A 21,691-nucleotide genomic window follows, 5' to 3' on the forward strand; every position below is an offset into this window, starting at 1 on the left:
AGCTTGCATCAATGCTGGATGTTCCGACCTCTTCGCGAGCAAGCCCGCTCCCACAATATTTACCGAGTGGATGCTGGATTTGTGAACTCACCACCAATCCCCTGTGGGAGCGAGCTTGCTCGCGATAGCAGTGTGTCAGTCACCATCAATGCTGCTGAGCCGACGCCATCGCGAGCAAGCTCGCTCCCACAATGTCCTGTGTTAGAGGTCGAGTACCAAGATCGGTGTCTTGGACCTGGAGCAACACGGCGTGAACTGGTCGTTGCAGGCCTGTTCAGCCTCGGTCAGAAACATGTCCCGATGCTCCGGCACACCTTCCAGCACACGGGTCAGGCAGGTGCCGCAGACACCTTGTTCGCAGGAGATCGGAATCTCGATGCCATGGCTCTCCAACACCTGCACCACACTGCAGTCCGCCGGCACGTCGAACACTTGGCCGCTGCGGGCCAGCTTGACCGAAAAACTACCATCGGCACGGGTGTCGGTAGGGGCGGCGGCAAAGTATTCGCGGTGCAGGCAGGTTTCCTGCCAGCCCTGGCTCTTGGCGGTGTCGAGGATGTGTTGCATGAACCCGCCAGGGCCGCAGACGTAGAGGTGCGCGTCGTCACTGGGCGCAGCCAACACCCTGGCGGCGTCCAGCAAGGTTTCAGGTTCTTCATCGAAATGCAGGAAGACCCGGTCGGCATAAGGAGACTGGCGCAGGCGCTCGACAAAGGCCGCTCGGTCCCGGGCGCGGGCGCAGTAATGCAGCTCGAACACCCCACCATTCTGGGCCAGGTGCTCGGCCATGCACAGGATCGGCGTAATGCCGATGCCGCCGGCAAACAGCAGGCTGCGCCGGGCTTGCGGGGCGAGAGCGAACAGGTTGCGCGGTTCGCTGATGTGCAAGCGCATACCTGGCTGGATCAGCTCATGCAGGCTGCTCGAACCACCGCGGGACGCCGGATCCTTGAGCACGCCGATGAGGTAGCGGTGCCGCTCCTCGGGATGGTTGCACAGCGAGTACTGGCGAATCAGCCCGCCAGGCAAGTGCACATCGATATGGGCGCCGGCGGTGAAGGCCGGCAACAGCTGGCCATCGACACGCGTCAATTCGTAGCTGCAGATATCGAGGGCTTCGTTGTGTCGCGCCGCGACCTGGACTTCGATCATGACCGTTGCTCCACCTGTTGCGGTTGATGGCTGCTGGCGATCAACCCGGCCTGTGCTTCCCGTTCCCGTGCGATCCAGCGCTCCAGCACCCGGCGAGACTGTACGCCGCCAGCGTCGATGTTGAGTTTGAGCAAATTGCGTTGCGGATGGTCCAGCAGGTTGCGCTGCTGGCGTTCGAGCATTTCCAGGTCTTCGCTGAAAATCTTGCCCTGGCCTTCGCGAATGGACGCGGTGAGGGCGTCATCCTGGGGTTGGAAGTGCCGGGCCATGCCCCAGAAGTACCAGATCGACGTCTCGGTTTCCGGCGTGATGAAATCCACCACGATGCTCGACGCCTTGAATTGCGGCGCGGCGTGATAACCGCCGTTGCCGGCATGGGCCACGCCGACTTCGATCAGCACATGGCTGGGCGGGGTGAAGCGGCAGATCTGCCAGCGGTCCACCGGCACGTCGTCGGCCAGGTTGTTGCCGCGCAAGGCCATGCGCCAGAACGGCGGGGCCATGATGTTTTCCATGTGCCGGGCGGTGACCACTTCATCGCCGTCGACCGTGGTCACCGGCGGCGCCTCGTCGATTTCCTTCTGGCCGATGCTCGAGGCGTGGACGTAGGTTTCGTGGGTCAGGTCCATCAGGTTGTCGATCATCAGGCGATAGTCGCACTGGATATGGAACAGGCCGCCACCGTAGGCCCACTCATCGTTTTCGGCCCATTCCAGGTGGTGGATCAGTGCCGGATCGGCCAGCGCCTGGTCACCGGGCCAGACCCAGATGAACCCATGTCGTTCCTGTACCGCAAAGGTCTTGTTGCAAGGGAAGCCTCGTACCCGTTGCCCCGGCATCTCGACGGTCTTGCCGTCGCCGCCCATCACCAAGCCGTGATAGCCGCACACCAGGTTGCCGTTTTCGACATAACCCAAGGAGAGCGGGGCGCCGCGATGGGGGCAGAAGTCTTCCACCGCCGCGACCTTGCCTTCATGCCCCCGGTAAAAAACCATCTTCTCACCACAGATCTGGCGACCCAGGGGCTTGTCGGCGATTTCATCGGGGGTGCAGGCAACGTACCAGGCATTTTTGGGGTACATGAGGGATCTCCAGGCGGATGTTGTTCTTGTCTGTGGATCCATTAACTCTCTTAACTAATTTCTCTGTCAACGTTTTTGCTGTTTTTACGGACAATTGGTTGAGTCGTGGATCCATTGAGGCGAAATGGATGTTCGTGTCACCCGCGGTAGATCGCCGGCCCCCGGGCTTCAATGAACCGCTGGATGTGCGCTATGGTTCGCAGAAGGAAATATTCCTCGGCTTGCTGGGCGGCGCCTGATTGTCTCGCGGGCCTCCTGTGGCATAGCACGGAGTGATCCATGAAAAGCAAAGCGGTATTGACTGAGCAGGACGTTGCGCAATTGCTGGTGGCGGCCAAGGAGCTGGCTCACCAGCGTCAATGGGCGGTGTCGGTTTGTGTGGTGGACGACGGTGGTCATCCCCTGGGGCTGCTGCGCCTGGACGATGCCTCGCCGTTGTCGGCCTATATCGCCACCGAAAAAGCCCGCACGGCCGCCATGGGGCGGCGTGATAGCAAGGTTTTCGAAGACATGATCAATGGTGGTCGTTACGCGTTTCTCAGCGCTCCGCACCTGCAGGGGATGCTTGAAGGTGGGGTGAGCATTCGTCATGACGGGCAGTGCATTGGGGCTATCGGGGTGTCAGGGGTCAAGGCTGAGCAGGATGCTGAATTGGCTCGTTTGGCGGTGGAGACGGTGTTGCCAGCGATCACTCCGGATGCCTGAGGTGGGATCGGCCGGTTTTGTTGACCGGGTACATATCCATTTTCGCGGTAACGGCTGCTTAGGGTTCCGCTCTTACAGCGGGTCACTTTTGAGAAGCCCGGAAGCCGGCCCAGTCAAAAGTAAGCAAAACGCTCATGCCCCACCACTCGGTGCCTCGCCTAGGCTCGGGATGCCCACTGCGCAATGCCTGCGTTCGGCCAGCGTGGTTAACGGGGCGTCCGAGATCAACGTCCACCACGAGGCGGCCTAGTAGCCGACCTGGTTCTTGGTGGAGACCGCGTTTTTTCTGTGGGAGCAAAGCTTGCTCGCGATGACGGCGGCACATGCACCATTGATGCAAGCTGACCCACCGCTATCGCGAGCAAGCTCGCACAGAGGGATTTGTGCCGAACACAAGTTTTTTGCCCTCTGAAGATCCAGTGTGGGAGCGAGCTTGCTCGCGATAGCGGTGGGTCAGTCACAGATGCATCTACAGACCGAACACCATCGTGAGCAGACCCGAATTCCACAAGGCCTGCACAAATCTTCCAGACACTCTCCTCATCAGCAGTTAATCTGCCAAGAGCACATTCACCAAGCAGGATAGGGCATGACGGCGCGCAACTGGATCGATCTCAAGCAGGACGCCACGTCCGGGATCGAGACCGTGCGCGCGCATTTCGAGGGGCATGCCTATGATCCCCATTGGCATGATGCCTATCTGGTGGGCGTGACCGAGCAGGGGGTGCAGCAGTTTCATTGCCGGCGCCAGCAGCACAACAGCACGCCGGGCAAAGTGTTCCTGCTCGAGCCCGGCGAGCTGCATGACGGCAATGCCCCCCACGACCACGGGTTTACCTACCGCACGTTGTACCTGGAGCCTCAATGGCTGGAGCGCGAATTGCGTTCCTTGTTCGACGTGGCGCCGGACAACGCCCAGTTGGGGTTTGCCGCGACCCTGACCGACGATGCGCGGCTGGCGAGTGCCACGGCCATGGCTTTCCAGAGCCTGCACGAGCAGGAGATTCGCATCGTGCGCCAGACGGCCCTCGATACGCTGTTGGCCAACCTGACCCAACACCTGCACTGGCGGGCGCGGATCAACCCGGATCCGCGGCTGCCATTGGTGGCGCAGCAGGCCCGGGATTATCTGCACAGTCACCTGAGCGAAGACATCGGCCTGGATGACCTGGCGCAGGTCACCGGCGTGGATCGTTTCCGTCTGACCCGTGCGTTCAAGGCGGCTTTTGGCCTGGCGCCCCATGCCTATCTGATCCAGTTGCGCCTGGCCCGCGCCCGGCGCCTGCTGGCGCGTGGCGAGAGTGCCGTGGCAGTGGCGGCCATGCTCGGTTTTGCCGACCAAAGCCACCTGGGCCGCTGGTTCCAGCGCGCCTATCGCCTGAGCCCGGCGGACTACCGCAAGCGCTGCTCAATTGTTCCAGACTGATCACGGCTTCATGGGGATGATCAAGCGATCGATCATTCACCGAGATGTTGCTCAATGGACCAGTTACTGCCGTTTGCCGTGTTCGCGTTTGTCGCCTCCATCACCCCGGGCCCGACCAATATCCTGGTGCTGAGCCATAGCTCGCGCTTCGGCTTGGCAACCACTGTGCCGATCATCCTCGGTGCCTGCACGGCAGCGGCCTTGCTGGTGCTTTTGGTCGGCACCGGGTTGGGGGACGTGCTGGCGCGCCATGCCACGATTCAGACGCTGCTCTCATGGGCGGGCATCGCCTGGTTGAGTTGGATGGCCTGGCAGATTTTCAGCGCCCCGGCCCAGGCCATCGACCCGGACCGGCCGGTCGAAGGCCCGCGGCTGGGTCTGGCGGGGGCTGCCGGTTTGCAGTTGGTGAACCCGAAAACCTGGATGATGGCGTTGGCGGTGGTCAGCGTCTTCGCGGGGACGGAGGCCGACCGCACCGTGCGGGTCCTCTGGCTGTCCTTGGCGTTCTTTGCCATTTCGATCCCGTGCATGACCGCCTGGGCCTACCTGGGCCGCGGCGCCGCCAGGTTCTGCCGTTCGGCCGTGGCGATGGGCCGATTCAATCGGGTCATGGCGGTGATGCTGCTGGTGTCGGCGTGGTTGACGCTGGTGGTCTGAGCGGCTGACAGAATTGTAACTTTTCTCTCGAAACCTCCAGGTTGCCGGCCGAGTCGGACCTTGTACCGCCCCTGTTTCCCGTCCCCACGCCATGCAAATACATCCCTACACGCCTCGCAACCCCTTGCAACGGTTGGATGATTTCAAAGAGCGCTTGTTTTCGAGAGCATCGCAGGCGCTTCTTCGCGCTCGAACAACCAATCAACTCCAAGGAAGGAGGTTTCTCATGTCTGCCCCAGAGACTCATATTGAATTTATCCAAGCCAGGCTACCCGCTTGGTTGAAACGAGCGTCCCGGGTTCACCAGGAACGCTTCAAGGTCCTTACCCAACAACTGCAGCGCGATAGCGATGCACTCAACGCACTGTTGGTTGATCTTCCTGTACCGCAGACCTTTACCTATGACGTGTTGGCCGCCCAACCGGAGGTGCAAGCCTGGGAAGTCGTGAGCGGCCCTGTCGATGGCACTCGTATTGCCGTCGACGCAGTGCGCCGGGCACGAGTCAAGCGCGCTCCATATACCCCTTCGCAATCACTGATCGAAGCGGCAATGCGCAACTATCCGCCTGCCGATGCCGCCACCGACAGCGATTTCGATAAAAAAGGCCAGCTTTTCATCCAAGGTAATCCGCAAGAGTTCTACCAGTGGGATGTCCCGGTGGACTCCGTGGTTTTGCCCACGACGCCGGCCGAGTTCGCGCGCATCTGTCGCCGCGCGAACGTGGGGGGCGCTTACCGCAAGGCACTTGAACGCAAATTGCCTCGCATCCGCAGCACGGTGCCTACTGTCGCGAGCGCCTACATGGCGTATGCCCGCAGCCTCCTGGCCCACGACGCTTACGAGGCGAAACTGGACGGGCGCCTCGATGATGTCGGCGAACGGCTGTTGGCCGATGCCGGCGTGCACCTTGAGAACAAGCCTGTTGTCCCTTTGGCCTGTGAGATCAAGTCGCTCGAATTTTTATCGGTGCCACTGTTCGGCGCCCGGGTGTATTGGGGTGTGAAAGGCGACGCCAATGGGGTGCGACCGATCGTCTTGCACATCCCTCATGATCCGGTTGCACCCGTGAGGCAGTTCCCCAGTTTACAAGCCATGTCGGCGGAACTGACCGCCAGAGTCCGCCAACGCAGCTATCGCCAGAGCCTGATGCGTTATTTCCCGCTGCGCTTGCAGGCCCAACTGGGTGAGGCCTTGCATGATCAAGTGGAATGGAGAGTAGAGCCTCACCCGAACTTGATCCAGGAGATTTATGGCCGGATCAGTGGCTGGCGCGATGGCGAGCGAGGCGAGGACGGCAGTCGTAGGCGCATTCGGATCCCTGTTCCGAGGGTGACCTGGAGCCTGAGGGATCTACGCGTTGACCCTTGGCATGCCTACTACCACGAATGGCGCGGCAATACCTTGGCAAATGCCGCAGCGCTGATGGTGCCGACCGAAGATCTCGACTGGCAGGCGCTGCTGGCTCGTCTTGCTTATTGGGAAGGTCTTGTCGAACGTTCGCTGATGCTCACCGCGGTCTTTTTTCCGTTCTTCGCCCCTATCGGAATGGCCGCTGCGGTAGTAGGGGGCGTTCGCCTGGTGTATGAAATTTTCGAGGGCATCCAGGCTTTCAACGAAGGCCATTCCCAGGAAGCCATCGAACATATCTTCAATGTACTGTTCGGGATTGCCCAAGGTGCTTATCTGGGATTCGTAGGCGCGGTCATCGAACCCATGCCGGTCAGTGACGGGAGCACGCGCCTGTGGAACGGCGATGTCGAGCCTTTCGCGGCACGGCGGCTGCCGCCAGTGGAGGCTGTGCAGGACGCCTGGGGTGTCTGGCGCACGGCAGACGACGCCTGGGTGCAAGTCGAGGAGCGTTATTTCGAGGTGCGTGGTGCGGGCGACAACCTGGCGCTGCGCCTGCCTGCCGGGCACCGAGGCGTGAGGCCGCCCTTGGAGTGGAGTCGTACCCGCGGCTGGCAGTGGGCGCATCGAAATCCCTTGCAACGAAGCAACTTGCAATTGCTGCACAATTTTGCCGAGACGCCGAGCGAACTCGACGACAGTGCAATCCTTGCAGTGCAGCGACAGGTCGGTATCAGCGAGGCGCATTTGCGGTATCTGCAAGTCGAGGGACACCCGATGCCGGCGATCTTGTCCGATGCCTTGGCTGAAGCACGCAATTGGCGATGGGTGCGACATACCATTGAGCAATTGAACCTCGATAAGGCGCCAGGCCGGGTGCATTTTCGTACCCTGCAAATTTTGCTCGAACTGCCGGGTTGGCCTGAAGGGGTTGCAGTGCATTACAACGACGGAGAACAGCTTTACTCCCTGGGCAATGCAACCAGCAGGCGTAGCCTTCTGCTGACCGAATCGGACCTGGAGGATGATACCTGGGCGAGCCGCATCCTGGCCGGCTTCAGCATCGATGAACAGGCTGCACTGTTGGGGCAAAACAGCTTCGGCCTGAGCGCGCTGGAGCGCAGCCGTCGGCTTGCCGGACTTTGGGCCCGGCAGTTGGAAAACAATACGAAACGGATCATTGCCGGTATGGCCCGCCCCACTGGGCTCGATCCGTTGGCAGCCCCCCTGGTGCGGGATTTTCCGGGCCTGCCAGAATCAATGGCCACTGAGCTTGCCAGCCAATCGGTGGGACAGGACCGTGTACGCCTGCGGGAAGGGCGCGTGAGTGCGGGCCTTGGTAGCCAGTGCGCCGAGGCGCTGCGTGAGCTGCGCCTCTCCCGTGCCTTGCGCGATCTGGAGCGCGGCGAAAGCAGTGCCGACCGGGATCGTATCGTCATGGGCCTGGTGGGGCGCACTCCCCAATTGCAGAGCCGGGTGCGGCTGCGTCTGTTATTGCGCGAAGCCCTGAGTCCAATCGAGGTGGGCGAGGCGGGGCCCTGGAAGATCATCCGCCAGGAAGGCGAGCTGTACCGGCCCTTTGACGATGAAGGGAACGAGCTCGCTGATGCGTTGGGCCTGGAAGACGCATTGCTCAGGGCGATGCCGGACGACGCACGGCAAGCGCTGGGCTTGAACATCTGGGAAGGGACGATGCTTCGGACCCGCTTGCTTGCCCAAGCCCTGGATGATCGGCAAGGGTTGCGTCCCTATTTGATGATAAGGCGCCTCGACACGAGCGGGGCTCGTCTGCAATGGATTAATGGACGCCTGGGTTATCCGGCCAGCGGACGTGGACGGCTCCCGCTGATGGCCTGGCGGCATGGGCTCTCGGAGCGTCTCGAGCAGCTATATCCTAGCTATGCGGGGCCTGATCTTGAGATGCTAAAAGATACCCTGGCCCAGCAGGCGAGGAGCCAGGGCGTCGAGTTGCAGAGCTTTGTCACTCGGCTGGAAAATGAATGGACGACGCTTGACAATGAGCTGCAGCAATGGGAGGCGCATCAAGAGCTACATCACCCAGCCGAGGGCAGCGTCGATGTCGAGGTTCGGCTTTCACAGCGTAGGGCTGTGGCTGCGCAAATTCGTAGCGCCTGGCGGCGTGTGCCGGATCCCGGTAACGAAGGCAGCGACATGGCATTGCGTTTAGGGGGGCAAAACATTGGCCGTTTGCCGCCGATCAGTGTGGGTTTTGAACACATCGAAGAGTTGGTTCTGATGGACATGGGCCTGAGCGAAGACCCTTCGGACTTTTTGCGCCTGTTTCCCAATATCGATACGTTGCACCTGCAGGGTAATCAACTCACTGCAATCCCACTGGCTGCCGGCCAATTGCGTGGGCTGATGGAGCTCTCATTGAGCGCAAACCCGCTCGCCCTGACCGCTGATGTATTCGCCCCTTTGCTCGGCCCCGATTTGGCTCCACAGCTGGAAATCCTGGACCTGTCCGGAATCCGTAGCAACACCGGGATGGCGGTCAGTGCTATCGGCCGTCTGGCCGAGCTTCCATCGTTGCGTGAGGTGTCCTGGAGCGACAACATCCATTTCACCGAGGAGCAATTGCGAGCCATCACCGCTTTACCTCAATTGAGTTCGTTGGATTTGTCGCGCTGCGGCCTGCGCCTGGATGAGGAGGGCAGTCAATTCCTGCGAAGCGCCACCGCCCTGGAGGACCTGAGCCTCAACGGCAATAATTGCCGGGATTTGCCAGACTTGCCTGAGCTTGTTGCACTCCGGGACCTTGAGCTGTCCGATACGGGGCTCACGCGGGTACCGGCGCTGGCGTTGGCGATGCTGTCGAGGCCATCGGCTGAAGAGGTCGACAGTATCGATCTCAGCAACAATAACATCACCGATATTCAGGACGACCTGCTGCCTGTTCTTGAGCGGCTGCAAGGGGGCAGCGTTGGCGTGTTGCTCGACGACAACCCGCTGCCCAGCGTACAAATAAACGCACTTCACCAGTGGGATAACGGAATTTTCAGATACACCATCGATGATTGGTTGTATATCAACCCAGGACTACGGAGCGCACTGGAAGCCGCCCGCGACGATGCCGTAAACCGTGAGTTCATCGACTGGTTTTCAGGGATGATGCGTGACTCGGATCGCCGTACGGCATTGGGCTTGACCTTCCAGGTTCGTACAAGGGGTGCCTTCATTCTGGAGCATTTCATCGGGTATCAAAACGCGAATGAGCCCCTATCAACGGCAGTTACCGATTTCGATCAGCGGATGACCGAACTGCGCGTGCGCCTGCGGGACCGAACCCTGGACAGGTTAAAACCGAATATCTGGGAATTAGAACTGCACATGATGATGTTCGAGTCGGTTCTACGGGCTCGTCTGGCGCAGCAAAGTGTGCCGTTCGCAAGTTTCCTGGTGGACCAATACACTTATTGGACTCACGTGCAGATTGAGCGCTTTCCCGATGCGCTGGAGCGACAGCCCCATATGACCCGGGAACACTTCATCAACTGGCTCAGCGATGCACAGGACACCTTCAATAACAACGATCAAAATCCTCGGGTCGGGGAAATGATCTGGCGGCCTTATCTCGGGATCATGTCCGAGGCTTGGGCCGAAGGTCTGGAGGCCTGGGCGGGGGTAGACGAAACGATTATCGATGCCTACAGCGAGTCCGTGAACCCGTCCAGTTGGCCCCAGGTGCTGCTGGATAACCTTGCACGACCGGATGCCGACCTGCCTAGTGCATGGGAGCCAGTCACACAAGGCGATCAGCACGTCTGGCGCCGCACGACCCTCGAACCGGTGGCGGATGTAGAGTGGACCGCTGGTCAACCGGTGACCCTGACCGAAGACCAGCTACGACGAACCATGGCTATCTACCGTTCGGTCAGAAGTCAGCAAATCGAGGCCCAGGTACGGCGAATAACAGCAGAGCTGGTCAACCCTTGGTGGCCGCTGCGACCGCGCTAGTCTCTCACACGCATAAGATGAAGAGGCCCGCCGCGGCGGGTCTCTTCGCATGCGTTATCCCGCGCCAGGCGTCGCCGACTTGAAAACCAATGCTTTCAACCCGCAAGCCATATCGGCGTCAGGAAACTCCGGCGGATTGTCCAGGCGTGCTTCGAACACCAGCCCGGGCGCTTCGCGGGTAACGCCGTCGATGAGGAAGTCCGGGCCGGTGGCCGGGTCGTTGCTGCAAGCCAGCACCGTGCCGTGGGTGGCCAACAGTTCCGGCAGGCGGCGCAATACCCGCTGGTAATCCTTGGTCAGCAGGAAGCTGCCTTTCTGGAAGGTCGGCGGATCGATGATCACCAGGTCGTACGGGCCACTGTTGATCACCTTGCCCCAGGACTTGAACAAGTCGTGGCCGAGGAAACTCACCTGGCTCAGGTCGTGGCCGTTCAGTCGATGGTTGTCGCGGCCTCGGCTCAGGGCTGCGCGGGACATGTCCAGATTGACCACATGCTGCGCGCCGCCAGCGATGGCCGCCACCGAGAAGCCGCAGGTGTAGGCGAACAGGTTCAGTACCCGTTTGCCCTCGGCGTTGGCCCGGACCCAGTCGCGGCCATAACGCATGTCGAGGAACAGGCCGTTGTTCTGCTTTTTGCCCAGGTCGATCCGGTAGCGCAGGCCACCTTCGGTCAAGGTCCATTCGTCAATGGGCTCGCCCACCAGCCATTGGGTGAGGCTTTGCGGCAGGTAGCGGTGCTGCACCGCCAGTGTATGGGCCTTGCTGTGTTGCCAGGCCGGCGACGTAGTGAGCGCCAGTAGTGTCGCGATCAAATCGTCCAGGTGCGTCGGTTCAGGCTCCTTGAACAGCGAGACCAGCACCACCCCTTGCAACCAGTCAACCGTGATCTGCTCCAGGCCTGGCCAGCAGCGTCCGCGGCCATGGAACAGGCGCCGGGTTTCTTCCGGCACCGATTCCAGGGCGGTCAGCAAATGGTCGTGAAGGGTTTGAAGGGCTACGCAATTCATTCAGGCAACGCCAGGGATTCGAAAGGCCGGCATTTTAACCTGTGGCGAGGGGATAAATCCCCTCGCCACAAAGGTGCCATCTAACCGCCGCTGGTAGCCAGAATGCTCGCCACCTGTTGCGGCTGGCAATTGAGATAGGCCGAACGCTTGAGCCAACCCGGGTCCGGGTACCAGGAAAACATGAATTGACCGCCCTTGAGCTTGTCGATCACCTGGCGCGCCACCTGGGGGCGTACGGCAGGGCAGCCCTGGCTGCGCCCGATGCGTCCCTGGCGCACGCTCCACAACGGGTTCACGTAGTCGGCGGCATGGATCACGATTGCCCGATCACGGGCCTGGTCATTGAAACCCGGCTCCAGGCCGTCCATGCGTAGCGAATAGCCGTGGGCACCCTGGTAGCTTTCCTGGGTGCGAAACAGGCCCAGGCTGGACTGGTAGCTGCCCAGGCGATTGGAAAATTGTGTCGCGAAGTTTTCCCCGGACTTTTGTCCATGGGCCACCAGGTCGCGCAACACCAGCTTTTTCTGGCGCAGGTCGAAGATCCACAGGCGACGGGCGGTGGAGGGTTGCGAGTAGTCGATGACCGCGAGGTGACGGGCTGGGTTGGCACCGTTGGCGACCGCACATTGCATGGCGCTCAAGGCACTTTTGAGCGCCAGGGGATTGAGTTCCGGCGCTGCGTAGGCGAGGCTGTGGTAGAGCGTTTTCGAATTCGCCTTTTTTTCCGCCAGCGCCGGGCTGCAAATGACGCCCAGGCCCAGCATGACCAGACAGAATCGGCGCAAAAAGCCCTGTACAGGCGAAGCGTTTCCAGCGTGGTGTTCGTTAGCGGCATCCCGTCCGATTTTGATTGTTTGCATGATGGCGGGTCGTACCTGTCGCAAAATTCACCGTCAACGAGACGGCCATGGATTGGAGTAAAGCAGTTGTTCAAAAAGTCCGCATGTTACCTGAGCCTTTTATTGCTCACTGCGCCATTGGTCGCGACAGCCGAAGACAGCGATCCTGCATTCGTGCAGACCACACTGGCGCAACTGGCGGTCGCGTGCCCGGACGTCGCGGCGGGCGTCGACTTTCCGACGCTGCTCGACTTGCAGGCGTTCTATCAGCAAAACGCAGGCCAGGAAATCTGGTTGGACGACGAACGACGGGGGGCGTTGCAGTTCCAGTTGCAACAATTGGCCGATGACGGCCTGGATCCAACACGCTATGGCCTGCCGGTCGAGGGGGCAGCCCAGGGCGCTCACTGCGTCGACATCGCCATCAGCCAGCGCTACCTGCAAGCCTTGCATGACCTGCGTTTCGGCTACCTGCCCCAAGCCCGGCTGGAGCCGGTATGGAAGGCCAATCCGCCACCGCAGGATCATCAGGCCGTGGTGCTGGCCATCGCCGGCCTCGGCCTGCGGGACGTCGCCGCTGCTTTTGAACAGGCCCGGCCGAACCTGGACCTTTATCGCAACCTGCGTGGCCTCTATGCCCGGCTGCGGCAACAGCCTCTATCCGACTGGCAACCCGTGCCGGGCGGACCGCTGCTGCAACCGGACAAGCAGGACGCCCGCGTACCCGCCCTGGCCCAGCGACTGTTCAGCGAGGGCTACCTGAGTACACCGCCGCTGCTGACTGATGAGCACTACAGCCCCACGCTGGTGGACGCGATGAAAAGCTTCCAGACCCAGCATTCGCTGCAGGCCGATGGCGTGGTGGGGCCGTGGACCGTGACCGAGCTGAACGTCAGCCCGGCCACGCGTCGCGAGCAGTTGCGCATCAATCTGGAACGCATGCGCTGGCTGGCCCAGGACGTGGAGAACGATAGTGTCCTGGTCAACGTGGCGGCGGCCCAGTTGACGGTTTATCGAGGCGGCGCGCCAGTCTGGCAAACCCGCACCCAGGTGGGCCGAGCGCAACGGCAGACACCGTTGCTCAAATCCCATGTCACCCGGCTGACGCTCAACCCGACCTGGACCATTCCGCCGACCATCATGCGTGAAGACAAACTGCCCGAGATTCGCCGCGATCCGGAGTTTCTCGCCCGTCATAACCTGCGGATCCTCGACAGTGAAGGCCTGCCGTTGCTGGCAGAGGATATCGACTGGGAGCACCCGGGCAACGTCATGCTGCGCCAGGATCCAGGTCCGAAGAACCCGTTGGGCAAAATGGCGATCCGCTTTCCCAATCCGTTCTCGGTGTACCTGCATGACACCCCGAGCCAGGCGCTGTTCAGCAAAGGCCCGCGAGCCTTCAGTTCAGGCTGCGTGCGGATCGAGCAAGTGATGAGCTTGCGCGACCTGCTGGTAAGCCCGGCCGAACGCGCGCGTACCGATACGCTGCTGGCCACCGAGACGACCCATGAATTCCGGTTGGCCCGGCCCGTGCCGATCCTGCTGGGGTACTGGACAGCACAAGCGGACAGCCAGGGCCAGCCGTTGTACATCCCGGATATCTATGCTCGTGACGCGACACTGTCTGCTGCCCGGGGTCGAGCACTCTGAGGTCACGCGCAGGCGGTGGCGGCGTGTGTGGTCTCGTCGAGCGTCGTGAACAGCCGCTGGCCGATAACGCTAGCGACCTGCAAATGCTGGTGCGGATCGACGGTTTCCGATTCGAGCAAACGTTGGGAGCTCACCACGCGGGCGCCGCAGTAATCGAAAATGCCATGGTCGATCTGCGTGGTCATCGCCTCGCCGTAACCGTGGCGCTGGAAGCTGTCGGCATCGGCGCCACCGACCGCCACCAGGTGCACCCGTAAGTGCTGCAGTTGTTGGACAAACGGCTTGTCGAGGCTGAAATCGAATGCCCAGCCGTTGGAAAACACCCGGTCGATCCAGCCCTTGAGCAGCGCCGGCATGGACCACCAGTAAATCGGATAGACCAGCACCAACGTATCGGCACGATCAATCCTGGCTTGTTCGGCCAGCACATCCGCGGGCGGCAAGGCTTCGCGGTGGTGAACGGCATGGTCGGCGAAGCTGAAGCGCGGATCGAAGCCTTCGGCGGCCAGGTCGGCGATCTCGAACGTATCGGCGGGGTTGGCGCGGGTGATGCCCTCGGCGATTTTTCCGGCCAGGCTGTGGGTGAGGGAACGAGGGTCGTGGTGAGCCACAACGATCAATGCATGCATGGCGAAACTCCTTCTGGTCACGCAGTCTGGAAGACAGGTATGCTGGGTTAAGTTACGGTTAGTAAGTTACGGTTGGTAAAGTTAGCATGTCAAGCACTGACGAACATCCGCAGTCTTCACCTCGTCGTCGTTTATCCCGGCATGACCGGCAGCGACAATTGCTGGATGTCGCCTGGCGACTGGTGAGGGAGGAGGGCAGCGACGCCCTGACATTGGCTCGGCTGGCGGATCAGGCGGGGGTGACCAAGCCGATCGTCTACGACCACTTCATCACCCGGTCCGGGTTGCTGGCGGCGCTGTACCAGGATTTCGACGCCCGCCAGACCGCGTTGATGGACGCGGCCCTGGACGCCAGCGACGCGACCCTGCAAAGCCGGGCGGCGGTGATTGCTTCTTCCTACGTCGAGTGCGTGCTGTTGCAAGGTCGGGAGATTCCCGGGGTGATCGCGGCATTGACCAGCTCGCCGGAACTGGAACGCATCAAGCGCGAATACGAGGGGATTTTCCTCGACAAGTGCCGCGCCGTGCTGGAACCGTTCGCCGGCACGAAAGGCATCGCCCAGGCCGGTTTGCGGGCGATGCTGGGAGCGGCGGAGGCCCTGTCCAACGCCGCTGCCACCGGGGAGATCAGCGCTGGCGAGGCGAAGGAAGAGCTTCTTGTCAGTATCGTTGCGATGGTGAACAGGACCGTCGACACCCTTTCAAGCTGAACCACCGCCATCGCGAGCTCACCACTTACCTCTGTGGGAGCGAGCTCGCTCGCGATGGCGGCGGCACATCCGGCATCTTTGCCCACTGACCGACTGATATCGAGAGCAAGCCCTTCCTGAGGGCGGGCTGCACTTTTATGAAGCCGCTGACGGGGTGATCGCACCATCGCAAGGCAGTTGGCGGTGCTTGCGCAGCGGCGGCGGGCGCCGGTTGGCTTGCGGTGACTGAGCTGGCGTCTTCGCGGGCAGGCCCGCTCCCACAGGGGATTGTGGGTGAACGGGAGGGCGTGAATAAGGGGGGACGCAGGTTTGGCACGCTCGCTGCAAGAGGCTATCCAGGCCCACCGCGAACACAGTCGAGTGGGCAGCCCCGTCGGTCAACGAAGATCGAGTGCCAGCAGGTCGGGGGACAACGGTAGGTCAGGGCGCAGTCGCCGGGCCGATACCGCACAGAACAGGCAAAGACGCCTGGAACCGCAAGGTTTCAGGCGTCTTTTTTTTGCTTTCAAAATCGTGATGGGCTTTTGTCGGGTGCTTTTTATGAATTCCAACGTTGCTTCTCTGAACAAGCTGCAAACGCTGATCGTGATCGGCAATGGCATGGTCGGCCATCACTGTGTCGAGCAACTGATCGAGCGCGGTGCCCTCAATCATTACCGTGTGCATGTGTTCAGCGAAGAGCCGATGCGTGCCTACGACCGTGTGCACCTGTCCGAGTACTTCTCGGGTCGCGATGCCGAGTCCCTGGCCCTTGGCGAAGCGTCGTTGTACCAGACTCCCGGCGTGACGTTGCACCTGGGTGTGCCGGTGCTGGAAATCGACCGTGACGCGCATCAGGTGGTGACCGCCCATGATCGCCTTCACTACGACAAACTGGTGCTCGCCACCGGTTCCTACCCGTTCGTGCCACCGATTGAAGGCGCCGAAGGCGATTCGTGCCTGGTCTATCGCACCCTGGAAGACTTGGACGCGATCCGCGCTGCTGCCAGCAATGCCCGTCGTGGCGTGGTGGTCGGTGGCGGCCTGCTGGGCCTGGAAGCGGCCAACGCCCTGAAGACCCTGGGCCTTGAAGCCCATGTGGTGGAATTCGCCCCCCGGCTGATGCCGGTGCAACTGGATATCCAGGGCGGCTTGGCCCTCAAGGCCCGTATCGAGAAGCTGGGCGTCGGCGTGCACCTGTCCAAGGGCACTCAGTCCATCAGCGCCGGTGAACAGTACCGTTATCGGATGAACTTCGGCGACGACGATTTCCTGGAAACCGACCTCATCGTGTTTTCCGCCGGTATCCGTGCCCAGGATGCCTTGGCTCGTCAGTGCGACCTGCAGATCGGCCCGCGCGGTGGCGTGGTGATCGACGACCATTGCCAGAGCAGCGACCCAGACATCTACGCCATCGGCGAATGCGCGGCCTGGAACGGCAGCATTTTCGGCCTGGTCGCCCCGGGTTACCAAATGGCCCGCAATGTCGCGGCCCGGCTGTGCGGCGAAAGCGCTGAAGCCTTCACCGGCGCCGACATGTCGACCAAGCTCAAGTTGCTCGGTGTGGACGTTGGCTCCATCGGCGACGCCCATGGCAACACCCCGGGGTCGCGCAGCTTCCAATTCATCGACGAAACCAGCGCCAGCTACCGGCGACTGGTGGTGGACGCCGATGGCAAACGCGTGATCGGCGCGGTGCTGGTGGGCGACAACAGCTACTACGACACCTTGCTGCAATACATGCAGAACGGTATCGCCTTGCCCAAGGACGCTGCCAGCCTGATCCTGCCGTCGTCCGCAGGCGCCCCGACCCTGGGCCCGGCGGCGTTGCCCGAAACCGCCACCCTCTGCTCGTGCCACAACGTCACCAAGGGCTCGATCTGCTCGGCCATCGACGGTGGCTGCACTGATCTGGGCCAGCTCAAATGCGACACCAAGGCCGGTACCGGGTGTGGTGGTTGCGCGGCCCTGGTCAAGCAAGTGTTCGAGCATGAGTTGACTGCCCGCGGCGTCAGCGTCGACAAGAGCCTGTGCGAACATTTCGCCTACACCCGCCAGGAGTTGTATGCGCTGGTGCGGGTGGAAGGCATCATCAGCTTCGACGAACTGCTGGCCAAGCACGGTCGTGGTCACACCGGTTGCGACCTGTGCAAGCCGGCAGTGGGCTCGATCCTGGCGTCGTGCTGGAACCAGCCGATCATGGACCCGTCCCTGGTGCCGTTGCAGGACACCAACGACACCTTCATGGCGAACATGCAGAAAAACGGCACCTACTCGGTGGTACCGCGTATCGCCGGTGGGGAAATCACCGCCGACAAGCTGATCGCCATCGGCGTGGTCGCCAAGAAATACGACCTCTACACCAAGATCACTGGCGGCCAGCGCATCGACCTGTTCGGCGCCCAGTTGCACCAGTTGCCGGACATCTGGGCCGAGCTGATCGAAGCCGGTTTCGAAACCGGGCATGCCTACGGCAAATCCACGCGCACGGTGAAATCCTGCGTGGGCAGCACCTGGTGCCGCTACGGCGTGCAGGACAGCGTGCAGATGGCCCTGACCATCGAGGATCGCTACAAAGGCCTGCGCTCGCCGCACAAGCTCAAGTTCGCGGTGTCCGGTTGCACCCGCGAGTGCGCCGAGGCCCAGAGCAAGGACGTCGGCGTGATCGCCACCGAGAAGGGCTGGAACCTCTATGTGGCTGGCAACGGCGGCATGCGCCCGCGTCACGCCGAGCTGTTCGCCACGGACCTGGATGACGCCACGCTGATCCGCTACATCGACCGCTTCCTGATGTTCTACATCCGTACCGCCGACAAACTGCAACGGACCTCGGTCTGGCGCGAAAGCCTGGAAGGCGGCCTGGACTACCTCAAGGACGTGATCATCCACGACAGCCTGGGCCTGGGCGCCGAGCTCGAAGCCCAGATGCAACTGGTGGTCGACCGCTACGAATGCGAATGGGCCAATGCCCTCAAGGATCCGGACAAACTCAAGCGTTTCCGCACCTTCGTCAACGATGGGCGCGGCGATCCGGATGTTCATTTCGTCAGGGAACGCGGCCAGCGCCGGCCGGTTCACGCCCACGAACTCCACCTGATTCCCGTTACCGAGGAGGTGCTCTGATGAGCCAGTCAAACGTCGTTCGTATTCCCGCCCGCAATGTCGCCCAGGAACCGGCGCAATGGCGTGCCCTGTGCAGCCGCGACGACCTGGTGCCCAACTCTGGCGTGGTCGCCTGGCACGACGGCAGCCAAGTGGCGTTGCTGTACCTGCCCGAGCATCAGGACAAGCCGCTGTACGCCATCGACAACCGCGACCCCAAGTCGGGTGCGAACGTCATCGGCCGCGGTCTGTTGGGCAGCATCAAGGGTGACCTGGTGATTGCTTCGCCGATGTACAAGCAACATTTCCGCCTGGAAGACGGCCATTGCCTGGAATACCCGGAACAAAGCCTGCGGGTATGGCCGGTGCGGCTCAACGGCGATGTGGTGGAGATTGGCGAAGACTGACCAGCTTACCCATTTGTGGCGAGGGGATTTATCCCCGCTGGGCTGCGCAGCGGCCCCAAAAATCTTACGGTCGCTACGCAACCGAGCGGGGCGGTGCGACGTTTCGCTAAATCCCCTCGCCACAGGAATGGTTTAGCTCGAATTATTGTTTGATTCGCAACCTGGGGATTAGTAATGAAAACCGCCGCCCAACTGGTAAGACTCAAGAGTGTGCAGAACCAGCAGGTCCACAGCATCGCACCGGAGCAGACGGTGCTCGAAGCGCTGCAGATCATGGCCGAGAAAAATGTCGGTGCGTTGCCGGTGATCGAGGACGGCCAGGTGGTGGGTGTGTTCAGCGAGCGGGACTACGCGCGCAAGATGGTGCTCAAGGGGCGCTCATCGGTGGGGACGACGGTACGCACCATCATGAGCGCGCCAGTGATCACCGCCGACAGCCAGCAGAGCATCGACCGCTGCATGGAAGTCATGACCGACAGCCACTTGCGGCACCTGCCAGTGCTGGATAACGGGCAGTTGATCGGCCTGCTGTCCATTGGTGACCTGGTGAAAGAGGCGATTGTCGAGCAGGCGGATTTGATCCGGCAGTTGGAGCACTACATTCGCGGGCATTGAACCCATAGGGAGTTTATCTGTGGGAGCAAGGCTTGCCCGCGATGCAGACAACGCGGTCCTTGGTGAACCGAGGCGCCTGCATCGCGGGCAAGCCTTGCTCCCACAGTTCAGCCCAACATCAGCAATTGCCGGATCAGATTCGGCGTACTGCCGGTCCAGCGCTTGAACGAGCGACGAAAGTTCGCCGTATCGTTGAATCGCAGGTACTGCGCCACTTCCTCGTTGCTGAAGCCCTTGACCTGATACAGATACAAGGCCACGTGGGTGTGCACCCGATCCACCTGTTGCTGGAACCCGGTGTGGTGCTTGTGCAACTTGCGCTTGAGGGTTGCCGGGCTCATGGCGAAGGCTTGGGCGGTCTGTTCCAGGCTGGGCGTCTGCTGCACATGAGCGTGCAGATAGTCGTAGAGGCTATCCAGGAAGCTTGAAGCGAAGCCCAGTTGATCGAGCTGTTCCCGGGCTTCGATCCGCGCCACCTGGCCGGCGGTGGCCGAGACGTTGGGCCAGGGCTGGGCGAGGCAGTGGCGGGGCAGGCGCATCAGGTCCAGGGGGCGGTCGAACTGGGTGTGCTCACCCAGGTGCACCCAATATTGCTCGACGTAGCGCGGTTCGCTGTGGCGAAAGCTGCACTGCCAGGGCAGGCGTTCGCCGCTGAGCCAGGCGCTCATCGCCACCATCGAGGTCATGCTCGCCTCCAGTACGAAGCGCCATTGTTCATCGGCGCCGCAACTATCCAGCCAATGGACATAGGTATAGTGCTCGTCCAACAGCAGCCTCGGGGCGGCCAACGGGCTGAGCAGCGCCTGCTGGTCGATCAGGGTTTGCAGGGCTTGATGCAGATTCTGCGCGTGGCGCAAGGCGTGGCTCGCTGGCCCGTAGTGCCCCGGCAACAGCCGCTGGCCAAACAGGAAACTGCTGTCGCTGGCATCCAGCAGGCGTCGGCTATTGTCGATCAGGCCGAGGAACTGCTGCGGGCTGATGCGGCTCTGTCCGGCGAGGATATCGTCGTGAAACAACCCGGTGCCGCGCAGCAGGCGATGGCTGTCGATGTCCCGCGACAGCGCCAGGTCGATCAGCGCGGCAGGCTGATAGTGCCCCGGAATGAAGCGGCTGTCGGTTTCGTACCAGCACGTCTTGAGCGTCATGCGCTTTTCGCCAACGTGGTCCGGGACTGGGCCAGCGCCAGGTTCAGGCGCTTGAGCAAGGCCTCGGGGGACTCGTCGAACGCCATCACCACCGCCGTGCTGGCGACCAGTTGCAACCGTTCGCTGTGTTGCCGGGTCTTGTGGGCCAGGCTGCGCACCGCAATTTCCAGCTCCAGGGCCAGGCGCCGGGCCTGGCTCTCGCCGGTGTCGGGCAGCAGCACCACGAAGCGATCACCGGCCAGGCGGCACAGCAGATCCTGGCGCCGCAGGTTCAATACCAGCAACTGGCTGACAGCCTGCAACACCGCATCGCCTTCGCCGTGGCCGAAGCGCTGGTTGATGGCGGTGAAGTTGTCCAGGTCCAGGGCTAGCAGCGACAAGGGTTGCTGGCGGCGTCGACTGTCTTCCAGGCTGGCGGACAGTTCGTGCTTGAGAAAGTCGGCGCCCCCCAACGGCGTGAGTTTGTCGAACAGGCGATGCTCACGGAACAGCCGCTCGCGCTTCTCCATCTGCCCGTTGATTGCCAGTTGCTCCCGGTGCCAGTGATAGATACCGAGGGTCAGCAGGATCATGCCCACCGGCATCGGCCCGGATTCGAGCCAGTGGTCCCAGGTGATGCTGTCGGGCAGGCGGATGAATTCATCGAGGCTGTCTATCCACCAGGAAAAGAAGATGCAGCCCAGGCCCAGGATCAGGTAGTTGGTGACCCGTCCGGCCGGGCGGCTTTTCAGCACCAGCCCCAACCAGACCAGCGCCAGCAGCGCCGAGCCACCTTCGCCGAGGATGTCCAGCCAGACCCATTCGGCAACGGGTTTGAGTTCGCCGCAGGCCAGGTGCAGGATCAACCCGAGGTTGGCCGCCAGCAGGAGCAGGGCGAGTTTGAGGCGGTGCGGGCGCAGCACGGAGAACATGACCGGAATCCTTTGCCAGAAGCGGAATGCGGCCCAGCACAGCAGATGAATGTGACAGTGCGGTGACGGCGGGTGACGGGGTGGGGGAGGTCGAATCAGCTCATCCATTGTCTGAACTTTTCATTCATGACATCGCCACCTATCTCATTGTGGCGAGGGGATTTTGTGGGAGCAAAGCCTGCTCGCGATGAAGACGATGCGGTTTTTCAGGGAATCGAGGCGCCTGCATCGCGAGCAAGCTTTGCTCCCGCAGAGGTGATTCCTTCGCCCTTCAGATTCCCTGAGCCTGTAAAACAGGTCATTTCAGCTCATTCCGGCTCGCCAGCCCCCCTAAATCAACCGATTGCA

Annotated in this window: 16 protein-coding genes; 9 read left to right on the forward strand and 7 right to left on the reverse strand. The window is 61.7% G+C overall.

The window, feature by feature from the left end:
* Positions 1-201: 201 nt before the first annotated feature.
* Both CFII68_RS08530 and CFII68_RS08525 read right to left on the reverse strand, forming a co-directional pair.
* A complete protein-coding gene (locus CFII68_RS08530; RefSeq protein WP_018610400.1) occupies positions 202-1,152 on the reverse strand; it encodes a PDR/VanB family oxidoreductase in 951 nt (316 codons plus the stop codon).
* The gene (locus CFII68_RS08525; RefSeq protein ID WP_018610401.1) at positions 1,149-2,234 is read right to left on the reverse strand and encodes an aromatic ring-hydroxylating dioxygenase subunit alpha; all 1,086 of its coding nucleotides are present in this window, start codon (positions 2,232-2,234) and stop codon (positions 1,149-1,151) included. Before CFII68_RS08525 ends, CFII68_RS08530 begins: the two co-directional genes overlap by 4 nt.
* A 279-nt stretch (positions 2,235-2,513) precedes the next feature.
* Between CFII68_RS08525 and CFII68_RS08520 the strand changes: the two genes are divergently transcribed.
* The 4 genes from CFII68_RS08520 to CFII68_RS08505 all read left to right on the forward strand — a co-directional run bounded on the left by CFII68_RS08520 (position 2,514) and on the right by CFII68_RS08505 (position 10,348).
* Positions 2,514-2,939, forward strand: coding sequence for a heme-binding protein (locus CFII68_RS08520; protein WP_018610403.1), 426 nt, complete (start codon positions 2,514-2,516; stop codon positions 2,937-2,939).
* A gap of 589 nt (positions 2,940-3,528) precedes the next feature.
* Positions 3,529-4,365: an AraC family transcriptional regulator gene (locus CFII68_RS08515; protein WP_018610404.1), complete on the forward strand. Its 837-nt coding sequence runs from the start codon at positions 3,529-3,531 to the stop codon at positions 4,363-4,365.
* Between the two features lie 54 nt (positions 4,366-4,419).
* Positions 4,420-5,022 (forward strand): LysE family translocator, encoded by a 603-nt coding sequence (locus tag CFII68_RS08510; RefSeq protein ID WP_018610406.1) that lies wholly within the window; start codon positions 4,420-4,422, stop codon positions 5,020-5,022.
* 226 nt (positions 5,023-5,248) lie between these two features.
* Positions 5,249-10,348, forward strand: coding sequence for a leucine-rich repeat domain-containing protein (locus tag CFII68_RS08505; protein ID WP_018610408.1), 5,100 nt, complete (start codon positions 5,249-5,251; stop codon positions 10,346-10,348).
* A 54-nt stretch (positions 10,349-10,402) separates the two neighbouring features.
* Here CFII68_RS08505 and CFII68_RS08500 read toward each other — a convergent pair whose 3' ends face one another.
* Both CFII68_RS08500 and CFII68_RS08495 read right to left on the reverse strand, forming a co-directional pair.
* A complete protein-coding gene (locus tag CFII68_RS08500; RefSeq protein WP_018610410.1) occupies positions 10,403-11,356 on the reverse strand; it encodes a class I SAM-dependent methyltransferase in 954 nt (317 codons plus the stop codon).
* An 80-nt stretch (positions 11,357-11,436) separates the two neighbouring features.
* The gene (locus CFII68_RS08495; RefSeq protein WP_018610412.1) at positions 11,437-12,120 is read right to left on the reverse strand and encodes a murein L,D-transpeptidase catalytic domain family protein; all 684 of its coding nucleotides are present in this window, start codon (positions 12,118-12,120) and stop codon (positions 11,437-11,439) included.
* Between the two features lie 162 nt (positions 12,121-12,282).
* Here CFII68_RS08495 and CFII68_RS08490 point away from each other — a divergent pair, with 162 nt between their 5' ends.
* Complete coding sequence (locus tag CFII68_RS08490) at positions 12,283-13,845, forward strand: murein L,D-transpeptidase (protein ID WP_018610414.1); 1,563 nt, start codon at positions 12,283-12,285, stop codon at positions 13,843-13,845.
* A 2-nt stretch (positions 13,846-13,847) separates the two neighbouring features.
* Here the strand turns inward: CFII68_RS08490 and CFII68_RS08485 are convergent, their stop codons facing one another.
* Positions 13,848-14,474, reverse strand: coding sequence for an NAD(P)H-dependent oxidoreductase (locus tag CFII68_RS08485; protein ID WP_018610416.1), 627 nt, complete (start codon positions 14,472-14,474; stop codon positions 13,848-13,850).
* Positions 14,475-14,560: 86 nt separating this feature from the next.
* Here CFII68_RS08485 and CFII68_RS08480 point away from each other — a divergent pair, with 86 nt between their 5' ends.
* From CFII68_RS08480 to CFII68_RS08465, 4 genes are all read left to right on the forward strand, one after another.
* Positions 14,561-15,184 (forward strand): TetR/AcrR family transcriptional regulator, encoded by a 624-nt coding sequence (locus tag CFII68_RS08480; protein WP_033062763.1) that lies wholly within the window; start codon positions 14,561-14,563, stop codon positions 15,182-15,184.
* A 540-nt stretch (positions 15,185-15,724) separates the two neighbouring features.
* Entirely contained in the window at positions 15,725-18,286 is a 2,562-nt protein-coding gene (nirB, locus tag CFII68_RS08475) for a nitrite reductase large subunit NirB (protein WP_018610421.1), read from the forward strand.
* Positions 18,286-18,672: a nitrite reductase small subunit NirD gene (gene nirD / locus CFII68_RS08470; protein WP_018610423.1), complete on the forward strand. Its 387-nt coding sequence runs from the start codon at positions 18,286-18,288 to the stop codon at positions 18,670-18,672. The genes nirB and nirD overlap by 1 nt, the downstream gene beginning before the upstream one ends.
* A 174-nt stretch (positions 18,673-18,846) precedes the next feature.
* Positions 18,847-19,287 (forward strand): CBS domain-containing protein, encoded by a 441-nt coding sequence (locus CFII68_RS08465; protein ID WP_018610425.1) that lies wholly within the window; start codon positions 18,847-18,849, stop codon positions 19,285-19,287.
* A gap of 107 nt (positions 19,288-19,394) precedes the next feature.
* On the opposite strand, the gene CFII68_RS08460 is transcribed toward CFII68_RS08465, so the two are convergent.
* A complete protein-coding gene (locus CFII68_RS08460) occupies positions 19,395-20,432 on the reverse strand; it encodes an AraC family transcriptional regulator (protein ID WP_018610427.1) in 1,038 nt (345 codons plus the stop codon).
* On the reverse strand, positions 20,429-21,343 hold the full coding sequence (locus CFII68_RS08455) for a GGDEF domain-containing protein (RefSeq protein ID WP_018610429.1): 915 nt from the start codon (positions 21,341-21,343) through the stop codon (positions 20,429-20,431). The genes CFII68_RS08460 and CFII68_RS08455 overlap by 4 nt, the downstream gene beginning before the upstream one ends.
* Positions 21,344-21,691: the final 348 nt, after the last annotated feature.

Origin of the sequence: Pseudomonas sp. CFII68 (genome assembly GCF_000416195.1) — a bacterium.
Classification (GTDB): Bacteria; Pseudomonadota; Gammaproteobacteria; order Pseudomonadales; family Pseudomonadaceae; genus Aquipseudomonas; species Aquipseudomonas kilonensis.

Excerpts from the sequence above, each read along its gene's own strand:
- CFII68_RS08525 (WP_018610401.1), bottom strand. The coding sequence starts at position 2,234 with ATGTACCCCAAAAATGCCTGGTACGTTGCCTGCACCCCCGATGAAATC.
- CFII68_RS08500 (WP_018610410.1), bottom strand. The coding sequence starts at position 11,356 with ATGAATTGCGTAGCCCTTCAAACCCTTCACGACCATTTGCTGACCGCC.
- CFII68_RS08505 (WP_018610408.1), top strand. The coding sequence starts at position 5,249 with ATGTCTGCCCCAGAGACTCATATTGAATTTATCCAAGCCAGGCTACCC.
- CFII68_RS08520 (WP_018610403.1), top strand. The coding sequence starts at position 2,514 with ATGAAAAGCAAAGCGGTATTGACTGAGCAGGACGTTGCGCAATTGCTG.
- nirD (WP_018610423.1), top strand. The coding sequence starts at position 18,286 with ATGAGCCAGTCAAACGTCGTTCGTATTCCCGCCCGCAATGTCGCCCAG.
- nirB (WP_018610421.1), top strand. The coding sequence starts at position 15,725 with ATGAATTCCAACGTTGCTTCTCTGAACAAGCTGCAAACGCTGATCGTG.
- CFII68_RS08460 (WP_018610427.1), bottom strand. The coding sequence starts at position 20,432 with ATGACGCTCAAGACGTGCTGGTACGAAACCGACAGCCGCTTCATTCCG.
- CFII68_RS08480 (WP_033062763.1), top strand. The coding sequence starts at position 14,561 with ATGTCAAGCACTGACGAACATCCGCAGTCTTCACCTCGTCGTCGTTTA.
- CFII68_RS08495 (WP_018610412.1), bottom strand. The coding sequence starts at position 12,120 with ATGCTGGGCCTGGGCGTCATTTGCAGCCCGGCGCTGGCGGAAAAAAAG.
- CFII68_RS08455 (WP_018610429.1), bottom strand. The coding sequence starts at position 21,343 with ATGTTCTCCGTGCTGCGCCCGCACCGCCTCAAACTCGCCCTGCTCCTG.
- CFII68_RS08530 (WP_018610400.1), bottom strand. The coding sequence starts at position 1,152 with ATGATCGAAGTCCAGGTCGCGGCGCGACACAACGAAGCCCTCGATATC.
- CFII68_RS08510 (WP_018610406.1), top strand. The coding sequence starts at position 4,420 with ATGGACCAGTTACTGCCGTTTGCCGTGTTCGCGTTTGTCGCCTCCATC.
- CFII68_RS08465 (WP_018610425.1), top strand. The coding sequence starts at position 18,847 with ATGAAAACCGCCGCCCAACTGGTAAGACTCAAGAGTGTGCAGAACCAG.
- CFII68_RS08515 (WP_018610404.1), top strand. The coding sequence starts at position 3,529 with ATGACGGCGCGCAACTGGATCGATCTCAAGCAGGACGCCACGTCCGGG.
- CFII68_RS08485 (WP_018610416.1), bottom strand. The coding sequence starts at position 14,474 with ATGCATGCATTGATCGTTGTGGCTCACCACGACCCTCGTTCCCTCACC.